Genomic DNA, 16,690 nt, shown 5'->3' on the forward strand with positions numbered 1-16,690 from the left:
GTAATATCTAGTCGATGATCGAGATGAAACGACGGGGGTGGACATCGGTGCAGCGCTGCTTGGGCTGGTACAGGATGGGCGCTTAGGGCTGATGAATCCTGCACAGCATGTGCTGATGCAGAGCAAGGGCTTCATGGCTGCAATCTGGTCGCTCTATGAACGCAATGAACAAACCCCCGAATATTGCGGGTTTCGGCTGTTTAACGATGTAGAGTTGGCTGCGATCTCCCGGTATCTGCTACCAACCTATTTTGAGGCTGGGCCGTTCGAATTAAGTGCGATACCTTATGTGGCCAAAAGTTATTGGGGCCGCGAAGGTCGGGGCACCTCGCTGCTGGGTGAGGAGTCGGTTCATAATGCGGGCCAAACTGATGTCTCTAATCAGCTGGACGTCCACATAACCAATATAACAGCTGAAATGCACGAAGATGAGGAGATTGCAGCCTATTATAATAACCAGCCTAAAATTTATCAGCAGCTGGTTCCGATGGAGCAAGCCGTGATTCAGACTGAGGCTGGCGAGTACAGCGGCTATTTGCTTACAGGGGTGTTTGTCATTGGTGGACGCTTTGCCGGAGTGCTGCCCCGAATCGGGGAGAAGGTCACCGGGGATATGGCCTATTATTGTGCGGCTGTGGTCAATGAACGGATGGAAGATGAGGAGGAGAAATAATGGACAATTTGGGATTGAATCTGCTGAATGTAGCGATAGGTATTGGCATTCTGCTGGTTGTATTGGTGTGTGGGTATTTTGCTTTTAGCCAGTTGACCCGGTATAACGATAGTGAGGAAATTGCGAAAGGCAACGAGGCAGCGGGCATGTATATGGGTAGTAAATTGCTGGGACTGTGTATCATTGTGGGCATGGTGTCCTTCTCCACGCATTCGTGGCTGGATATGCTGCTGTGGTCAGCGCTGGGGATCATTATTTTGTGTCTGGTCTATATTATATTTGACTTCCTGACGCCAAAAATGCGGGTATGTGACGAAATCGCACGTGGCAATATGGCGGTTGCACAGCTGCTGCGTTCCATTATCATCGGCGTTTCCATCGTCATCGGTACGTTTTTGATGTAAAATGAACCCTAGTGTTTAATTGGAATGAATATCAATCCAACGAAGAAGGAGCGCGGCATCATGAGAAAAGTCATCATCGATACAGATACAGCTGGAGACGATACGATTGCGATTCTGACGGCACTGCACCATTTCCAGGTGGAGGGCATTACAATTACAGGCGGAAACGTACAGTTTGACCAAGAGGTTGAAAACGCCCTGTACACCGTACAGGTTGCTGGACATGGCGGCAAGGTGCCTGTATACAAAGGGTGCGAACGTCCGTTAATGGCCTACGGAAAGGCCCAACACCGCACGGTGGAAGACGTACATGGTGATGACGGTATGGGCGGAGCCCACTTCCCGAAGGCAGACCAGCGTCCCGAAAGCGGGCATGCGGTTGATTTTATCATTGAAAAGGTCCACGCACAGCCTGGCGAGATCTCGCTTCTGGCCATTGCACCCCTGACCAACATTGCGATGGCCATTCAGAAGGACCCAACCATTATTCCGGAGATAGCTCACCTCTACATCATGGGCGGAACGAATAATGCACTGGGCAATATTACGCCAGCCGCGGAGTATAACTTTTATGTGGACCCGGAAGCGGCCAAAATTGTACTGCATGCCGGCATTCCGATCACCATGGTTGGCTGGGAGATGTGTACCCAATACTCCGTTATGGATGATGACGATCATGCAGAGATTGCAGCTCTCGGCACATCGGGCGCTGATTTCTTCACCGCCATCAACAAAGTGGTTATGCAGTTCAACAAATCGGTACATAAACTGAATGGCACCACTCACCCGGACACCTTGTTAATGGCTGTTGCCGCAGATGAGTCGCTCATGACCCAATCCGGCCAGTATTATGTGGATGTGGAAGCAGCAGGAGAATTAACGCGCGGATACAGCGTTGTGGATATCAACGGACGTTTCGGCAAAGAGTCAAACGTACGTGTCTGCGAGGCCATTGATCGGCCGAAGTTCAAGTCCATGCTGCTGGATGTGCTTTCAGCTATCCAATAGGTTCAAGCTTGCTGGAAGGTGTAGCCTCCCTGATCCATAAGTGATCAGGGGGGCTTTTTTCGTTTGCTCAATCTAGCCTTGCTGCAGTAAAAAAGAGCGAATTCCGGAGGTGACCAGATCATGGTCTTCCTCATCTGGCAGGCCGGATACGGTAATGGTGCCGATTGGCCCCTCATCCTCCACAATCAGTGGAAAAGCACCACCAGCCAGCACATAGTCCGAGGAAGGCAGGTTAAAATCATGTTCAAGCGTTTTATTCTCGCTTCTCAATCGAAGGGCTGTGTGCCAAGAGCTGGAGGAAAAGTGATTCACAACGTTGTTCTTGCGTCGAATCCAGTCTTCGTTGTCGGGATGAGTCCCTTCCATGGCATGCAAAAAAAGACGATGTCCCTTGACGGTGATATCCAGGGTAACCGCCTTGGAACGAAGTTTAGCTTCCTCGACCAAATGTAGTCCGAGTGTGAGCGCCATTTCAGCATCGAATGTCTGAAATATCAAATCCTTTTCTTCCTGCTGCATTTCCTTTAATTTTTCTGTCATCGTTAGGTTCAAATTAGGCAGCTCCTTTGCGTGTGTGGTTCATGTCTACATTCGACGTGCATCATGAAGTACCTGCTGCTGCGTGCAGGCAGGACGATAAGCCGGGTTTTTACCCGTTTACTCGTTCTTATACGGTCAATCATTTGGAGACATTGCTTCGGGTGTGTTAAAGTGAAAGTAACGTTACAACAGAAACCTTTGAGGTATACATAGGTTATGGCGCAGTCAGGCAGGAGGAGAGGCGATATGCTGTTTTATTTTATAGCACTGCTGGTTACCTTGGTCGATCAGGGAACCAAGATGGCGGTGAGGATGTATATGGAAGTTGGCGACACGATGAGACTTGGCGATTCGGGAATGCAGTTGCAGCATTATGAGAACAGCGGGATGGCCGGCAGCCTGTTCCAAGGGAATGCGCGTCTGTTCGGCGTAGTCGCCATTCTATTTGTGGCGGGCATGATGTATTATCGGAGAAAGGGTGAAATTCGCGGATTCTGGATGCAGGCGGGTGCCGGCTTCATGGTCGGAGGTGCGCTGGGGAATGCGATTGACCGTTTTATATACGCACGCGTAACGGATTTCCTCGTATTTCCGTCAGGACGCGGGATACTCAATTTGGCGGATGTTGCGATCAATGTAGGTGTTGTTCTACTGGTAATTGGCATGCTGATTCGTGCATTTCAGAGTTATCGGGCCAAGCGTTTACGTAATTCTTTACCGAAAATCGGGCGTTCATCATGAGGCAACAACAGCTTTGCTGTGAGTAATTGTAAATGAATAGTTGAGGGGCATCGGACCTATTCCGATGTCCTTTTTTGTTATGCGGATAACCGGATGCATGGTCAGGGGGCTTGATTCAATTTTGTCGAAATCGTTTTAGGAATAATAGAGTACATTATAGCCAACGCTCATAGTATGAGTCGGTGGGAGGATTAACCATATGGTTAATCCACTAATTTAATGGGTAAATCTTTACGTATATAAGCTGAGGGAGGTACAACATGAGAACATCGCTTACCAAGGCACTCGGGATTATACTGCTTTGTGGAATAACGGCTGTGCTTCTATCTTCCTGTACAAGCGGGAAAAGCGCCAACGGAAAAGTACAGATAGAATTTTTTCAGAACAAGCCCGAAGCCAAAGGAACCTTTGACGAGTTAATCAAAACATTCAACGCCGAACACGCCGATATTCAAGTCACTCAGGTGAATCCACCAGACGCGGAGACGGTGCTGAAGACACGTGTGGTGAAGAATGATGTGCCCGACATTATGGCGATGGGGGCAACGGATACCTATTCCATTCTTGCACAGAGTGATATTTTCGCGGATCTGACAGACAGTCCACTGTTAAAAACGATCGATCCCAACTACATACAGATGCTGAAGGATGTCACGGGTATGGATAAAGTGACGGGCGTACCTTACGCAACAAATGCAAACGGCATCATGTACAACAAAACATTGTTTAAGGAAATGGGTCTGGATGTACCCAAGACCTGGGACGAGCTGATTGCTACGGCCCAAAAAATTAAGGATGCGGGTAAAATTCCGTTTTACTTCACATACAAGGATGACTGGCAAACGAATCTGCCGTTCAATGCACTTGGACCTAACTTGGTCGGTATTGATTTCTATCTGGAGCGCCGCGAGAACAAGGTGACCTTCAAGGAGAAATACCGCGAGGTCGCCGAGAAACAGCTGGAGCTGATGAATTACGGTCACGGCGATAACTTTGGTAAGGCGTATTCGGATGGTAACCGGGCCTTTGCCAATGGTGAAGCATTTATGTACATCCAGGGAACCTGGGCGATCTCCGAGATTCGCAAAGCGAACCCGAATGTGGACATTGGTTTCTTCCCGTTCCCGACGGGCAACGATCCAAGCCAGATCAAGCTGGTAAACGGAATCGACTCCCTGTTTACCATTGCAGCCGATACGCCGCATAAAGAGCAGGCCGAGCAGTTCCTCGCGTTTCTGGTGGAACCTGAAAATATAGGCAAGTACATTAAGGAACAGACGCTGTTCTCTGCGGTGGAGGGTGTAAAACAGGACGATCCTGCTGTACAGGAACTGACCCCTTACATTGAGCAGGGCAAGGTTATCGACTTCGCCGATCACTACATTCCGGCTGCGGTGCAGCTGAATTCCATCGTACAGTCCTTTTTGCAAAATAAGAACATCGACAACTATCTGGATACACTCGACAAAGAATGGGACAAGGTAGCGAATCGGCGATAACACCTTGTCCGAAGGAGGATGGAGTATGAACAAGCGCATCGCGCCTTATTACTGGATGACGGTTCCGGCGGTAATCCTGTTCTTCGTATTTATGACACTGCCGGCCCTTCAGGGGATCTATTATTCATTTACGAATTACAATGGTTTCGGAAAAGGCTATGACTTTGTTGGATTCAAAAACTATTTCAATCTCTTTCAGGATGACAATGTAGGCAACGCCTACTGGTTTACCTTCAAGTTTGCGATCGTTGTAACGATCCTGACGAATATTCTAAGCCTGCTCATTGCACTCGGGCTGAATGCCAAGATCAAGTTCCGTAACTTTTTCCGTGGCATCTACTTCTTGCCGAATATCCTGAGTGTATTGATTGTGGGTTACATATTTAACTACCTTTTCTCTAACGTATTCCCGATCTGGGGACAGAACCTGGGGATCAACGCCCTATCTACCAACATTCTGGGCAGCGAAAGCCTGGCATGGATCGGAATCGTCATTGTGGCGGTGTGGCAATCGGTCGCGTTGAATACGATTCTATATTTGGCAGGATTGCAAACCATTCCGACCACATTATATGAGGCTTCAAATCTGGACGGTGCAGGCAAATGGCGTGAATTCTGGAGTATTACGTTTCCGCTTATTGCCCCGTTCTTCACGATTAATATGGTGCTGGCGATGAAAAACTCCCTGATGGTCTTCGATCAGATCGTCGCATTAACCAATGGTGGACCAGGGCGAGCAACGCAGTCCATCTCCCATCTGATCTACACGGGTGGATTTGAAGGCGGCGAATACGCGTATCAATCTGCAAACTCGGTTATTTATTTCATCGTTATCGCAGTGATTTCGATTCTACAAATCCGGTTCCTGCAAAGAAGGGAGATGGATCTGTAATGAGAAGCCGTTTACGTACGAACTGGCCCGTCATGCTGTTAATTGTTCTGGGCACTTTGTTCATTCTGTTCCCTTTATATATGACGGTCACGATTGCATTGAAAAATCCGGAGCAAATGGCCCAATCCGTATTTGCCATTCCGACAACACTCCACTGGGAGAACTTTGCAAGTGCAATAGACATGACTAACTTCTTCCAATCATTCCGTAACAGTGCCATTGTTACTGCATCGACAGTTATCCTGACCTTGCTCAGTAACTCTATGGTCGCATACGCCATTGCACGGAATATGGAGAAACGGAAGTTTTTCAAAGGGCTGTATTACTACTTTGTCAGCGCGATGTTCATTCCGTTTCCAATCATCATGCTGCCGATTGTTAAGCTGACCGCTTCACTGGAAATGACCAATCTGCTGGGTCTTATCCTGCTGCACACGGTGTATGGACTTGCCTTTAACGTATTTGTGTATGTAGGTTACATTCGGTCCATTCCGGTAGCGCTGGAGGAAGCAGCCTTCGTAGATGGAGCAACAACCTGGGGCACGTTCTGGAAAATCATTTTCCCATTGATGGCGCCGATCAGTGCCACGGTTGGTATTCTAACTTGTCTGTCTACCTATAATGACTTTCTGCTGCCACTCATTATTATTAGCGATCCGGCACAATACACGCTTCCACTGGTACAATATGTGTTCCAGGGTCAATTCAATACCGACTTTAACCTGGCGTTTGCATCGTACCTGCTGGCTTTGCTGCCGATGATCATCATTTATCTATTTGCACAGAAGTGGATCATCAACGGTGTGACACAAGGTTCGGTGAAATAATGAAGAAGAGGCTGACTCAATGAGTCGGCCTTTTTTTGTTCCTTTTTTTGTTTTCGTGAGCTTCTGGTTTGTGGAGCAGCCCTGTATTTAAAAGATTGATTAAGATGGGAATTTGTGCTATTTTTTAGTCGTTAGTTTAATCGCTAAACAAAGCGCGGTGAAAGAGATCAATAAGCCAATATGTAAACGCTTCAACCATTGGCGATGATGGATTCCGGCATACTTGTACTCAATCGCTACCCAACATGAGAAACGGGTGGCGATTTCTTTTACATGCGGGGAGGAGAATGGGGTTTGCGAGGGAATTTGGGCAGATGGAACTCGTTGCGCAATCAGATTTTTGTTGGCTTTGTATTGGTCATGCTGGTGGTGTTGTTTATTGCGGGAGTTGTCGCCTACGATCGAGTATCCGGTTTGCTGAAGACTAATGCAGAGAAGCATATCCATCAGACTGCTGTTCAGGCTAATGGCAGACTGGATGCCTTAATTGCACAGGTTAATTCTCTGACAGCCCAAGTAGCGGATGATCCTTATGTTCAGCGTCTGCTGAGCAATGAGAAAGGCGCAGAACCGGCTATGTTTAATCAACGTCAAGCGCTCTTGCAGATTGTGAGCAGCTACCAATCCTTTATGAGCGGTGTGCAGAGCTTGGAAATTTACACGACAAATTACAGCAGAATATTTCCCATGGATGACCGATCTTTGGACAAAAGGATCGGGCAGCACTGGATTGCAGAGGCAGATGAGGAGAAAGGTCGGTTGGTCTGGACAGGTCCCGATCCGGAAGATCCGGGAGTCATTATGGCGATTCGGCGAATCAACCTGATGGACCGGGCCTTCGATCATGGGGGATATGTTGTGGTGCGGATGCAGCGCAGTTTTTTTCAACTGAATGATCTGGATGCAGAGGACGATGTACAGGACTCTATTCTGCTGGTGGATGCGACCGGAAGTGTAGTTACTTCCAATCTGGATACAAGTCTGGATGTGGAGGCATTGCTGAGCAGTGAGAGCTCAGTAGTCCAGACCCGGGAAGAGCCCTACATCGTTGTCAAACAGCATTCCGAAATGACGGGGTGGACACTTGCTGTCCTTACTCCTGTGAGCGAGACGACGGAGGGGGTATCCATTCTTCGTATGGCGCTGCTTATTTCCGGTTTGTTTGGGGTTGTATTGTTCCTCATTATGTCCTTCCTCTTGTCTACAATGATTACACGTCCCATCACCCGACTGATGAGGGCCATGCGCAGTGCACGCCCAGGAGCCATGAAGCCCAACCTAATGGTCAGCTCGACGATGGAGATTCACAAGCTCAATGAAGTATACAACCAGATGGTCTACCGACTGAACGAATTGACCCAAGAGGTGTACGAAAAGGAAATCATGCAGTCCCGAACGGAATTGAAGGCGCTCCAGTCGCAGATCAATCCCCATTTCCTGTTTAACACACTTGAGGCGTTCTATTGGTCGCTGGAGGACAAAGGGGACGAGGAAATGGCTCGTATGGTTGTGGCGATGTCCCGATTATTTCGCTACATCATCTCCAGCCCCAATCAGGATGAATGGGTTACGATTGCGGATGAACTGGAACACGCGGAACGTTATCTTCGAATTATGGAGATGAGGCTGGGAGAAAGGTTGCAATGGGAGGTTAATCTAAGCGATGCGATGCGAAGGGTCAGAATCCCCAAACTGCTCATACAGCCATTGGTGGAGAATGCCATTCTTCATGGGATTGAGAGCAAAATTGGACCAGGAAAGGTAAGCGTTCTAGTTGATTCTTCCACGAAGGAGGGGCTGGTTCGCATCGAGGTACAAGATAATGGACCTGGCATGGATGATGCTCGGCTTCAATCTGTTATTTGCGCATTGAACGGTGGACCTGCTGTTTCCGACAAGGGAACAGGGGTGGGCTTGATCAACGTCCATCGTCGGTTGAAGCTCTATTTTGGCAGTCAGCTTGGGGAAATGTGCAGGCTTTCCATTATGAGCGAGGTCGGTGAAGGGACCGTCATATGCTTTGAGATTCCGAAGGATACGGAGGGTGTATATGATTCAAGGTAGAACCATTCTTATCGTTGATGATGAGCCACGTACACGAGAAGGGATTCGCAAGACGCTGGAAGGTTGGTCAACCGGTCGGAATGAGATCCGAACAGCTGCAAGTGGAGTCGAGGCGGTGGCATGGCTCCAGGACCGAACGGCAGACCTTTTGATTACGGATGTTCGCATGCCTGAATTCTCCGGCCTGTCCCTGGTTGAAGCCGTACAGCACTTTCCGAGCAAGCCTGTCGTGTTGATTATGTCAGGGCACGCCGATTTTCAGTATGCACAGCAGGCCATCAAGCTCGGCGTGGTAGATTATTTGCTTAAACCAATTGAGAAAGAGCAGCTGATACAGACGGTAGAGAAGGCGCTGCAGCTCGGTGATGAGCAGCGGCGTATTCAGACCATGCAGAAGCTGGTTGATCCCAAGCTGCTGGATGCCAAGGAACGGGGAGACCAGAGACTTAGTCCCCAGATCAGTGAAGCTGTTGCTTATGTGGAATCGCATCTGAGCGAACATGTCACCCTGCGGGAAATTGCAGGTATGCTGCACGTGAACTCAAGTTATTTTAGCGTGCTGTTCAAGGAGCAGACCGGAATCAATTTTAGCGAATATCTGACACGTACACGTATTCAGCGGGCCAAAGAGATGCTCGTTCAGACGCATTTGCCAATCTCGGAGATCGCCGAACAGGTCGGCTATCAGACCGATAAATATTTTATTAAGGTATTCAAAAGCCTCGAAGGGCTCAGTCCTAGCAAATACAGACATTCCATTACGGCTCAAAAAGAGGAATAAATAACCACAAAATAGTGGAGTTTTTCCAAATCATCCTGGTCTTATGAGGGAGATGTACCCATGCTACAATTTTATTAAAGCGGTTACATCAACCGAATAACCATTACAGGGGGTTGGGAATATGAGAAAAAAGCCAATAGCAATGCTACTGACACTGACACTTATCCTCGCCATATTTTTATCCGGATGCAGCAATTCAGGTTCTGATGGAGAGGGTGAAGCGAGTGGAAGTGGCTCTGATGGAAAAGTAACCCTCAAGTTTATGCATCTCTGGCCAGCAGGCAGCTCTGCACAGCAGAATAAGCTGGTCAATGAGATCATCAAACAGTATCAGACCGATCATCCCAACGTGACCATCAAACAGGAAGTGCTGGAGAATGAGCAATATAAGAACAAATTGAAAATTTTGTCCGCTTCCAATGAACTCCCAGATGTAGGCGTAACGTGGGCAGCAGGTTTTTTGGAGCCTTATGTGAAGGGCAATCTGTTTGCTCCGCTGGATGACCTCCTGAGTGGTTCACTTGAGGGGAAATTCATTGCCGGAACAACCGAGGCATATGCGGTAGACGGGAAAACCTATGCGCTCCCGATTGAACTGAACATATCTCCGATCTATTACAACAAAGACATTTTCGCCAAATATAATCTGCAACCCCCAGCCACATATGATGAATTCCTGAATGTTGTGAAAACGCTGACAGACAATGGCGAGGTTCCCATCGCTCTAGGTAACAAGGATCGCTGGACTGGTTCTCTCTGGTACATGTATCTGGCTAACCGATTGGGCGGGGATGCACTGGAGAAGGCTATCAATGGAACAGGCAAGTTTGATGATCCTGCCTTGATCCAGGCGGCAACGGAAGTACAGAAGCTGGTGGATATGAACGCCTTTAACAAAGGCTATAACGGCCTGTCCAATGATGAGGGAAAATCGGAATTTATGAATGAGAAAGCCGTGATGTACCTCATGGGCACCTGGGAACTTCCGAACTATACCACCAACCCGGATATACCGCAGGAGTTCAAGGATAAAATCGGATTTTTCAAATTCCCAACGATGGATGGCGGCAAAAGTGATATTAACAGTTGGGTCGGCGGTCCGGGTGTAGGCCTGTTCGTCGCACAGAACTCCAAAGTGAAGGATGAGGCTCAGAAATTCGTTCAATATTTTGTGGAGAAATGGGGCGAAAGCTCTGTAACCGAAGCTGGTGTCATTCCGGCAACAAAAGTGGACACAGCGGAAGTACAACTGCCGCAGCTTTACACAGACCTGCTGAATGAATTGAATCAGGCCAGCAGCCTGACATTATTCGCCGACGTGCAGATGAAACCGACGGCAGCCCAGGTTCATCTGGACATGATTCAGGCGCTGTTCGGAAAAGCGGTCACTCCTGAGGATTTTGTGAAGAATCATCAGGCAGCCATTGATAAAGGCAACTAACCGTACAACGCTCATAGGGAGGATATTGTGATGGATAAAGTCATGTCCAACCGTTTAGTCGCTGCGTTGTACGTGCTTCCCGCGCTGCTGCTGTTATTGGTCCTGATCTATGTACCGATCGTACTGACCGGATATTACGGATTGATGCAGTGGGACGGGATCGGCGCAATGACCTTTATCGGTTTCGAAAACTATGCAAGATTGCTTCATGACGCAGCGTTCTGGCAGAGTGCATATCATACCTTTCTGCTAGCCTTGTTCTCTGCACTGAGCTTGATCGGTTATCTGATGATTGCCCTGGTACTGTCAGGCAAAATTAAGGGAGCCAACCTGTTTCGGAAAATATATCTGATTCCGATGCTGTTGTCCTCCGTCGCCATTGCCCAGTTATGGCTAAAGATTTATCATCCCAGCAATGGTGTGCTTAACTCCTTTCTGGAAGCAATCGGGATTGCCAATCCGCCAGCCTGGCTGGCGGAGCCATCCCTGGTGCTGTATGCCCTTTTTGTACCTATTCTGTGGCAGTATGCCGGATTTTACATCCTGATCTACTATGCCGCGCTCAAGAATATCCCGGAGTCGCTGGTTGAAGCAGCTCGGATCGATGGAGCGAGCCCTTGGCAGATCGCCTTCCGAATCAAGCTGCCTCTAATTTCGGAAGTGATCAAAGTGACCATTGTACTGGCTGTCGTTGGCTCGCTAAAATACTTTGACCTCATTTATGTGATGACGGACGGTGGACCGAATGGCTCCAGTGAGGTGATGGCTTCCTATATGTATCATCAGGCTTTCCGAGGATTCGACTTTGGTTACGGGAGTGCTGTTGGCTTCTTCCTGCTCGTGATATGTCTGGTCGTCACCTGGCTGCTTCGAAAGGCTACGGCATCCAAGGACACCATTCAGTATTCTTGAGTGAAGTGAAATGAAAGGAGGTCCATCCCTGTGAAGACCGATACCGCGGTTCGGTTGCCAGCCTATCCGGGAACAGGCACGGGACCGACCGTGCTGAGAAGGCTCGGATATGTCCTGCTCTACATCCTGCTAATTCTGGTGGCGCTGCTGCAGATTTTGCCCTTGATCTGGCTGCTGCTGTTCTCGCTCAAAAATAATCAGGAAGTATTCGATATGGCACCGTTCGCCCTTCCTGCGACTCCGCGTTGGGAGAACTATGTGAAGGTGTGGACGGAAGGCAACATCAGTCTGTATTTTTTCAATAGCGTCTGGATTACGGTTGTGTCTGTCGTGTTCACTGTGCTGTTCGCGAGTCTGGTTACCTTTGCGATCACTCGTATGCGCTGGAAAGGGCGATCACTGGTATTGGGGTTGTTCATGGTAGGTATGATGATCCCTGTGCACTCTACCCTGATCCCACTGTTCAGCCTGTTCCTGAAGCTTCACCTTACGGATCATCCATTGTCGGTCATTCTGTCATACATCGCATTTAATATGCCGATCACCATTATGATCCTGCTGGGCTTCTACTACGCCCTTCCACGGGAAGTGGAGGAAGCAGCGGTGATGGATGGCTGCTCCGTTCATCGAATTTTCTTCCGTATCGTCCTGCCGATGACATCTTCGGTGATCGCCACGACGGCAATTATTAACATGATCTATGACTGGAATGAATTCATCTTCGTGAATACATTCATCAGCACAGATGCATACAAAACTCTGACCGTTGGAGTCCAGAACTTTATTGGACAGTACACAACGGATTGGGGAGCCATTGGTGCGACACTGATGATTAGCATCCTGCCGATCCTGATCGCCTTCCTCGTCTTGAGCAATCGAATTGTGGAGGGTATTGCTGCCGGATCGGTAAAAGGATAAAAGATAAAATTCATATGAAGCATACAGGCGCATTTGCGTCATTGAAAAAGTTGATTCTGGCCCCATCCACCTCCCATACAAAAGGGCAGTGGATGGGGCCTTTGTCACGAGCTGATTCCATTGCAATGGGAATATGCGTGGAGTATCTCATGCATTGAACCAAACCATACAAAAAGCGGGTATATGGAGATGATGTAAATAATCTAAATGAAAAGATGAAAGTTCCTTTTTATGGTATTTCAAAAAACTTTCAGTTTTTTTTGCAAAACTACTGCATTTTCAAACTACCTGTGCTAACATACCCTAAGAATTAAAGCCCACACGGGAAAGGTGAGAAAATGACAGCAATATCCTCAACCCAAGAGTCCCTGCGTTCGGATGCCAAGGATCTGAATCTGATTCGGCTAACATGGCCTATTTTCCTGGAACTCTTCTTGTTTATGTTGATGGGGAGCGTGGATACGTTCATGCTCAGTTCGGTGTCAGATAATGCAGTATCCGGAGTCGGAGCAGCCAACCAGATTATTTCCATTGCGATTCTTGTACTGGAAGTCATTGGACATGGCGCTGCGATTGTTGTGGCACAATATATTGGTTCGAAGAAGTTGAGTGAGGCGGCACAGGTCACGGGTAATGCGATTACGTTGAATCTGATCGTCGGACTGATCCTGAGCGGAAGCTTCCTTCTGTTCGGAGGACATCTGTTGACACTGCTTCATATTCAAGGTGAAATATACGATTTTGCCCGTTCTTATATAAGTATAGTCGGAGGCGGGATCTTCCTTCAGGCGCTGATTAACGCGCTGGCCGCGACGATTCGTACGCATGGTTACACCAAGGAAACGATGTATGTTTCCGTTCTGATGAACGTGATTCACGTCATTGGTAACTATGCTCTTATTTTTGGCCATTTCGGCCTGCCGAAGCTTGGTGTGGAAGGGGCAGCGATCTCGACGGTTGGAAGCCGCCTGATCTGCTTGATTATTTTCTTCTGGCTGCTCTATCGGGTTATGGATGTAAGGGTGGAGTTCGGCTATTACATCAATCTTTCGAAGAAGTTTATCAGCAAAATATTGCGAATCGGTATTCCTTCTGCGCTGGAATCGGTTGTATATCAGTCCTGCCAGCTCGTCTTCACATTGTACGTGACCTATCTGGGTGCGGAAGCGATGGCTACCCGGCAATATGCAGGTAACATTTCAAGCTACATCTATCTATTCAGCATGGCGATCGGCATGGGGACATCTATTATTGTTGGCCGGTTGGTTGGTGCGCGACGCAAGAATGATGCATACAAACGCGTATTTGACAGTGTGAAGTGGGCGCTGCTCGCCACGATTGTAATCGACGTGATTATTATTCTGTTCCGTGTGCCGCTGATGAGTATATTCACGGATAATCCGGAAATTATCAAATTGGGTGCGCAGGTGATCCTGCTCAGTCTTCTGCTGGAGACCGGGCGAACCTGCAATATTGTGATTATTGGTTCCCTTCGTGCCGCAGGTGATGCGAAGTTCCCGGTATACATGGGGTTGATCTCGATGGTCTGCATGAGTCTGCCGCTGGGCTACCTGCTGGTATTCAAGCTTCACATGGGACTCGCTGGCGTCTGGCTTGCGATTGCTGCAGACGAGTGGACACGCGCTGTCATTATGTATTTTCGCTGGAAGAGCCGGGCTTGGGAGAAACATGACCTTGTGGAGCATGATGACGAAGAGGTTGGTGCACAGCCGGTACCGGCTGTCTGACGAAGAATGTTGTGCGAATAGATAAATGAACCTGTTGTAGATCAATGGAGTGCCTCTACAGGAGCCACGGAGCAGCAGTTTCCCAGGAGAGTCAATTACGGAAAGGATTCAATCCGTGATTGGCTCTCTTTGCATTTCCGGCAGAGGTCAGCAAGAGTGGGGATAGCAAAAATGATCAAAACGGCGATGACATCATTCACGTATAGTAAGGATATGGAAGGGGGCTTTACCTCAGTTGAGCCGTTACCGTGCAATGATTCAGCAAAGTTTGTTCTATATTGAAACCCATCTGCATGAGGATATCGGGCTGGAAGAAGTGGCGTCCGAGGCGTTGTTGTCGCCGTATCACTACCACCGGGTTTTCCGTAATGAGGTTGGCATGACCGTGGTGGATTATATCCGAAACCGTCGGATGAGTCTGGCGTCCACGGCCCTGCGATCGACGGATGCAGGCATTCTGGACATCTCCCTGACTTGTGGATTTGAGAGTCAGGAAGCCTTCACCCGCGCATTCCGCAAATTATATGACATGCCTCCAGGACGTTTTCGCAAATTGTTCGATTTGAAATTATTCGAAGGAAGAACCAGAGGAGGAGAATTACAGATGAATCAGACGTCAACGATTACAGGTTGGATGTTAACCGGAAGTCATCCGCAAAATTATGAGATGGGTATTGATCCTGCCGAAGTGCATCAGGGGAAAGCTTCAGGATATTTGAAGGCAGTTACGCCGATGGAGCCTAACGAGTTCGCAACAATGATGCAGCAGTTCAGAGCGGACAAGTATGTGGGTAAGCGGATGAAGTTATCGGGATTCGTGAAGACCGAGCTTGTGGATGCGTTCTGCGGATTATGGATGCGCTTGGATAACAATGTCCAGGATGTGCTTCAATTCGATAACATGCATGATCGGCCCATTACGGGTACGCAGCCATGGAATCAGTATAGTATTGTGCTTGATGTGCCGGAGGGCAGCGCGGTCATTTCGTTCGGGGTTATTTTGAACGGTAAAGGCAAAGTGTGGGTGGATAGTTTCCGGTTCGAAGAGGTTGATCTGAACACACCGCTGACACATATGGAGACAGAGTACGAGATGTCGGACGAGCCGCTGAATCTGTCATTTGAGGAGTGATCAGATATGAATGCAGGTTCAACGTTAAACTGAAGAAAGTATGGGAATTATGATATAATGCTGGTGAAGAATGGAGCTGATGCTGGATGGCGGATTTGCTCGATCCACGAGTGGATTTTGTATTAAAAGTATTTTTGGAAGTGAGCAAAGTAAAGATGTCTTGTTAGCTTTCCTTAACAGCACGTTTATTGAAACCGGTGAATCGCCTCTTACGGAGATTACACTTATTAACACGTTCACGGACAAAGATAGTCCGGAAGATAAACAATCCATCTTGGATATCAAAGCGCGTACGGTGGAAGGCAAGTTAATCAACATTGAGATGCAGCTGTTTAATCCGTATAATATGGAAAAAAGGACGCTGTTCTACTGGAGCGAAATGTACTCTCACCAGATCAAGAAGGGCGAGAACTATAATCTTTTGAAAAAATGCGTGACGATCAATATTTTAAATTACTCATGTCTGGACAATGAACGATATCACAATGTTTTTCATTTACGTGAAGATCATACAGGTATTGGTTTGACGGATGATATAGAAATTCATGTGATGGAATTGACCAAACTGGATCAACACCCTGTCCCTATGGAGAAGGGTGGACTGGTGAACTGGCTTTTATTCTTAAAAGGGATTGATCCATCAAACTGGGAGGTGCTGGCGATGAATGAACCGATGCTGAAAAAGGCGATGGACACGCTGGAATTCCTGAGTCAGGATGCAGCTACGAGAATGGCTTATGATGCGCGGATGAAAGCACTAAGCGATGAAAAGTCGATGATAGAAGGTGCGCTTGCCGAGGGAGAGGCCAAAGGAAAAAGAGAAATGGCTCGTGAGCTGCTTGCACTTGGCGTGGACACGTCTGCTGTTGTGAAAGCCTCTGGACTCTCTGAAGAGGAAATCAAAAAACTGCTGCCAAGCAGTAACTGAAACTAAATCAACACGATCCAGAGCTGATCCAAATACGGATTGGCTCTTTTTTGTTATATTTGGGGTATAAAAAAAGTGAAGCGAAGTACAAGCTGAGAAGAGAATATAGGCTTTTCTTGCAAATTGTAAAGTCCTCCATGGCTAATCAGGCCATACCTTGTTAACATAGATCCAAAGAATAA

Annotated in this window: 15 protein-coding genes and 2 pseudogenes; 16 read left to right on the forward strand and 1 reads right to left on the reverse strand. The window is 47.9% G+C overall.

What is annotated here, in order from left to right; all coding sequences use genetic code 11:
* Positions 1 to 4 precede the first annotated feature (4 nt).
* The 3 genes and pseudogenes from ACFTRD_RS22125 to ACFTRD_RS22135 form a co-directional block, all read left to right on the forward strand.
* Positions 5 to 673 (forward strand): annotated as a pseudogene (locus tag ACFTRD_RS22125) (glutathionylspermidine synthase family protein); the annotation flags it as partial.
* Positions 673 to 1,077, forward strand: coding sequence for a DUF350 domain-containing protein (locus ACFTRD_RS22130; RefSeq protein WP_379383777.1), 405 nt, complete (start codon positions 673 to 675; stop codon positions 1,075 to 1,077). The pseudogene ACFTRD_RS22125 and the gene ACFTRD_RS22130, both read left to right, overlap by 1 nt.
* A 60-nt stretch (positions 1,078 to 1,137) precedes the next feature.
* Positions 1,138 to 2,085 (forward strand): nucleoside hydrolase, encoded by a 948-nt coding sequence (locus ACFTRD_RS22135; RefSeq protein WP_379383779.1) that lies wholly within the window; start codon positions 1,138 to 1,140, stop codon positions 2,083 to 2,085.
* Positions 2,086 to 2,157: 72 nt separating this feature from the next.
* Here the strand turns inward: ACFTRD_RS22135 and ACFTRD_RS22140 are convergent, their stop codons facing one another.
* Positions 2,158 to 2,637: a heme-degrading domain-containing protein gene (locus ACFTRD_RS22140; RefSeq protein WP_379383781.1), complete on the reverse strand. Its 480-nt coding sequence runs from the start codon at positions 2,635 to 2,637 to the stop codon at positions 2,158 to 2,160.
* Between the two features lie 29 nt (positions 2,638 to 2,666).
* Here ACFTRD_RS22140 and ACFTRD_RS22145 point away from each other — a divergent pair, with 29 nt between their 5' ends.
* The 13 genes and pseudogenes from ACFTRD_RS22145 (at position 2,667) to ACFTRD_RS22205 (ending at position 16,508) form a co-directional block, all read left to right on the forward strand.
* Complete coding sequence (locus ACFTRD_RS22145; RefSeq protein WP_267132509.1) at positions 2,667 to 2,795, forward strand: hypothetical protein; 129 nt, start codon at positions 2,667 to 2,669, stop codon at positions 2,793 to 2,795.
* A gap of 76 nt (positions 2,796 to 2,871) precedes the next feature.
* The gene (gene lspA, locus ACFTRD_RS22150; protein ID WP_379383783.1) at positions 2,872 to 3,366 is read left to right on the forward strand and encodes a signal peptidase II; all 495 of its coding nucleotides are present in this window, start codon (positions 2,872 to 2,874) and stop codon (positions 3,364 to 3,366) included.
* A 260-nt stretch (positions 3,367 to 3,626) separates the two neighbouring features.
* The gene (locus ACFTRD_RS22155; protein ID WP_379383785.1) at positions 3,627 to 4,865 is read left to right on the forward strand and encodes an ABC transporter substrate-binding protein; all 1,239 of its coding nucleotides are present in this window, start codon (positions 3,627 to 3,629) and stop codon (positions 4,863 to 4,865) included.
* A gap of 25 nt (positions 4,866 to 4,890) precedes the next feature.
* Positions 4,891 to 5,757, forward strand: a complete 867-nt coding sequence (locus tag ACFTRD_RS22160; RefSeq protein WP_379383787.1) for a carbohydrate ABC transporter permease — start codon at positions 4,891 to 4,893, stop codon at positions 5,755 to 5,757.
* Positions 5,757 to 6,584: a carbohydrate ABC transporter permease gene (locus ACFTRD_RS22165; protein ID WP_076287389.1), complete on the forward strand. Its 828-nt coding sequence runs from the start codon at positions 5,757 to 5,759 to the stop codon at positions 6,582 to 6,584. Before ACFTRD_RS22160 ends, ACFTRD_RS22165 begins: the two co-directional genes overlap by 1 nt.
* Before the next feature lie 294 nt (positions 6,585 to 6,878).
* On the forward strand, positions 6,879 to 8,648 hold the full coding sequence (locus tag ACFTRD_RS22170; protein WP_379383790.1) for a cache domain-containing sensor histidine kinase: 1,770 nt from the start codon (positions 6,879 to 6,881) through the stop codon (positions 8,646 to 8,648).
* Entirely contained in the window at positions 8,635 to 9,429 is a 795-nt protein-coding gene (locus ACFTRD_RS22175; RefSeq protein WP_192271652.1) for a response regulator transcription factor, read from the forward strand. Before ACFTRD_RS22170 ends, ACFTRD_RS22175 begins: the two co-directional genes overlap by 14 nt.
* Positions 9,430 to 9,550: 121 nt before the next feature.
* Positions 9,551 to 10,870 carry an extracellular solute-binding protein gene (locus tag ACFTRD_RS22180; RefSeq protein ID WP_379383793.1) on the forward strand — a complete coding sequence of 440 codons (1,320 nt, stop codon included), beginning with the start codon at positions 9,551 to 9,553 and terminating at the stop codon, positions 10,868 to 10,870.
* A gap of 30 nt (positions 10,871 to 10,900) precedes the next feature.
* A complete protein-coding gene (locus tag ACFTRD_RS22185; RefSeq protein ID WP_379383795.1) occupies positions 10,901 to 11,782 on the forward strand; it encodes a carbohydrate ABC transporter permease in 882 nt (293 codons plus the stop codon).
* A gap of 30 nt (positions 11,783 to 11,812) precedes the next feature.
* A complete protein-coding gene (locus ACFTRD_RS22190) occupies positions 11,813 to 12,700 on the forward strand; it encodes a carbohydrate ABC transporter permease (RefSeq protein ID WP_379383797.1) in 888 nt (295 codons plus the stop codon).
* 338 nt (positions 12,701 to 13,038) lie between these two features.
* A complete protein-coding gene (locus tag ACFTRD_RS22195) occupies positions 13,039 to 14,448 on the forward strand; it encodes an MATE family efflux transporter (RefSeq protein ID WP_379383799.1) in 1,410 nt (469 codons plus the stop codon).
* Positions 14,449 to 14,683: 235 nt separating this feature from the next.
* A complete protein-coding gene (locus tag ACFTRD_RS22200) occupies positions 14,684 to 15,580 on the forward strand; it encodes a helix-turn-helix transcriptional regulator (RefSeq protein ID WP_379383801.1) in 897 nt (298 codons plus the stop codon).
* A gap of 86 nt (positions 15,581 to 15,666) precedes the next feature.
* Positions 15,667 to 16,508, forward strand: a pseudogene (locus ACFTRD_RS22205) (Rpn family recombination-promoting nuclease/putative transposase).
* Positions 16,509 to 16,690 lie beyond the last annotated feature (182 nt).

Source organism: Paenibacillus sp. NPDC056933 (genome assembly GCF_042674385.1).
Taxonomy (GTDB): Bacteria; Bacillota; Bacilli; order Paenibacillales; family Paenibacillaceae; genus Paenibacillus.

Coding starts and splice junctions, on each gene's coding strand:
- ACFTRD_RS22130 (WP_379383777.1), top strand. CDS start 673: ATGGACAATTTGGGATTGAATCTGCTGAATGTAGCGATAGGTATTGGC.
- ACFTRD_RS22135 (WP_379383779.1), top strand. CDS start 1,138: ATGAGAAAAGTCATCATCGATACAGATACAGCTGGAGACGATACGATT.
- ACFTRD_RS22145 (WP_267132509.1), top strand. CDS start 2,667: ATGTCTACATTCGACGTGCATCATGAAGTACCTGCTGCTGCGTGCAGG.
- lspA (WP_379383783.1), top strand. CDS start 2,872: ATGCTGTTTTATTTTATAGCACTGCTGGTTACCTTGGTCGATCAGGGA.
- ACFTRD_RS22155 (WP_379383785.1), top strand. CDS start 3,627: ATGAGAACATCGCTTACCAAGGCACTCGGGATTATACTGCTTTGTGGA.
- ACFTRD_RS22160 (WP_379383787.1), top strand. CDS start 4,891: ATGAACAAGCGCATCGCGCCTTATTACTGGATGACGGTTCCGGCGGTA.
- ACFTRD_RS22165 (WP_076287389.1), top strand. CDS start 5,757: ATGAGAAGCCGTTTACGTACGAACTGGCCCGTCATGCTGTTAATTGTT.
- ACFTRD_RS22175 (WP_192271652.1), top strand. CDS start 8,635: ATGATTCAAGGTAGAACCATTCTTATCGTTGATGATGAGCCACGTACA.
- ACFTRD_RS22180 (WP_379383793.1), top strand. CDS start 9,551: ATGAGAAAAAAGCCAATAGCAATGCTACTGACACTGACACTTATCCTC.
- ACFTRD_RS22185 (WP_379383795.1), top strand. CDS start 10,901: ATGGATAAAGTCATGTCCAACCGTTTAGTCGCTGCGTTGTACGTGCTT.
- ACFTRD_RS22195 (WP_379383799.1), top strand. CDS start 13,039: ATGACAGCAATATCCTCAACCCAAGAGTCCCTGCGTTCGGATGCCAAG.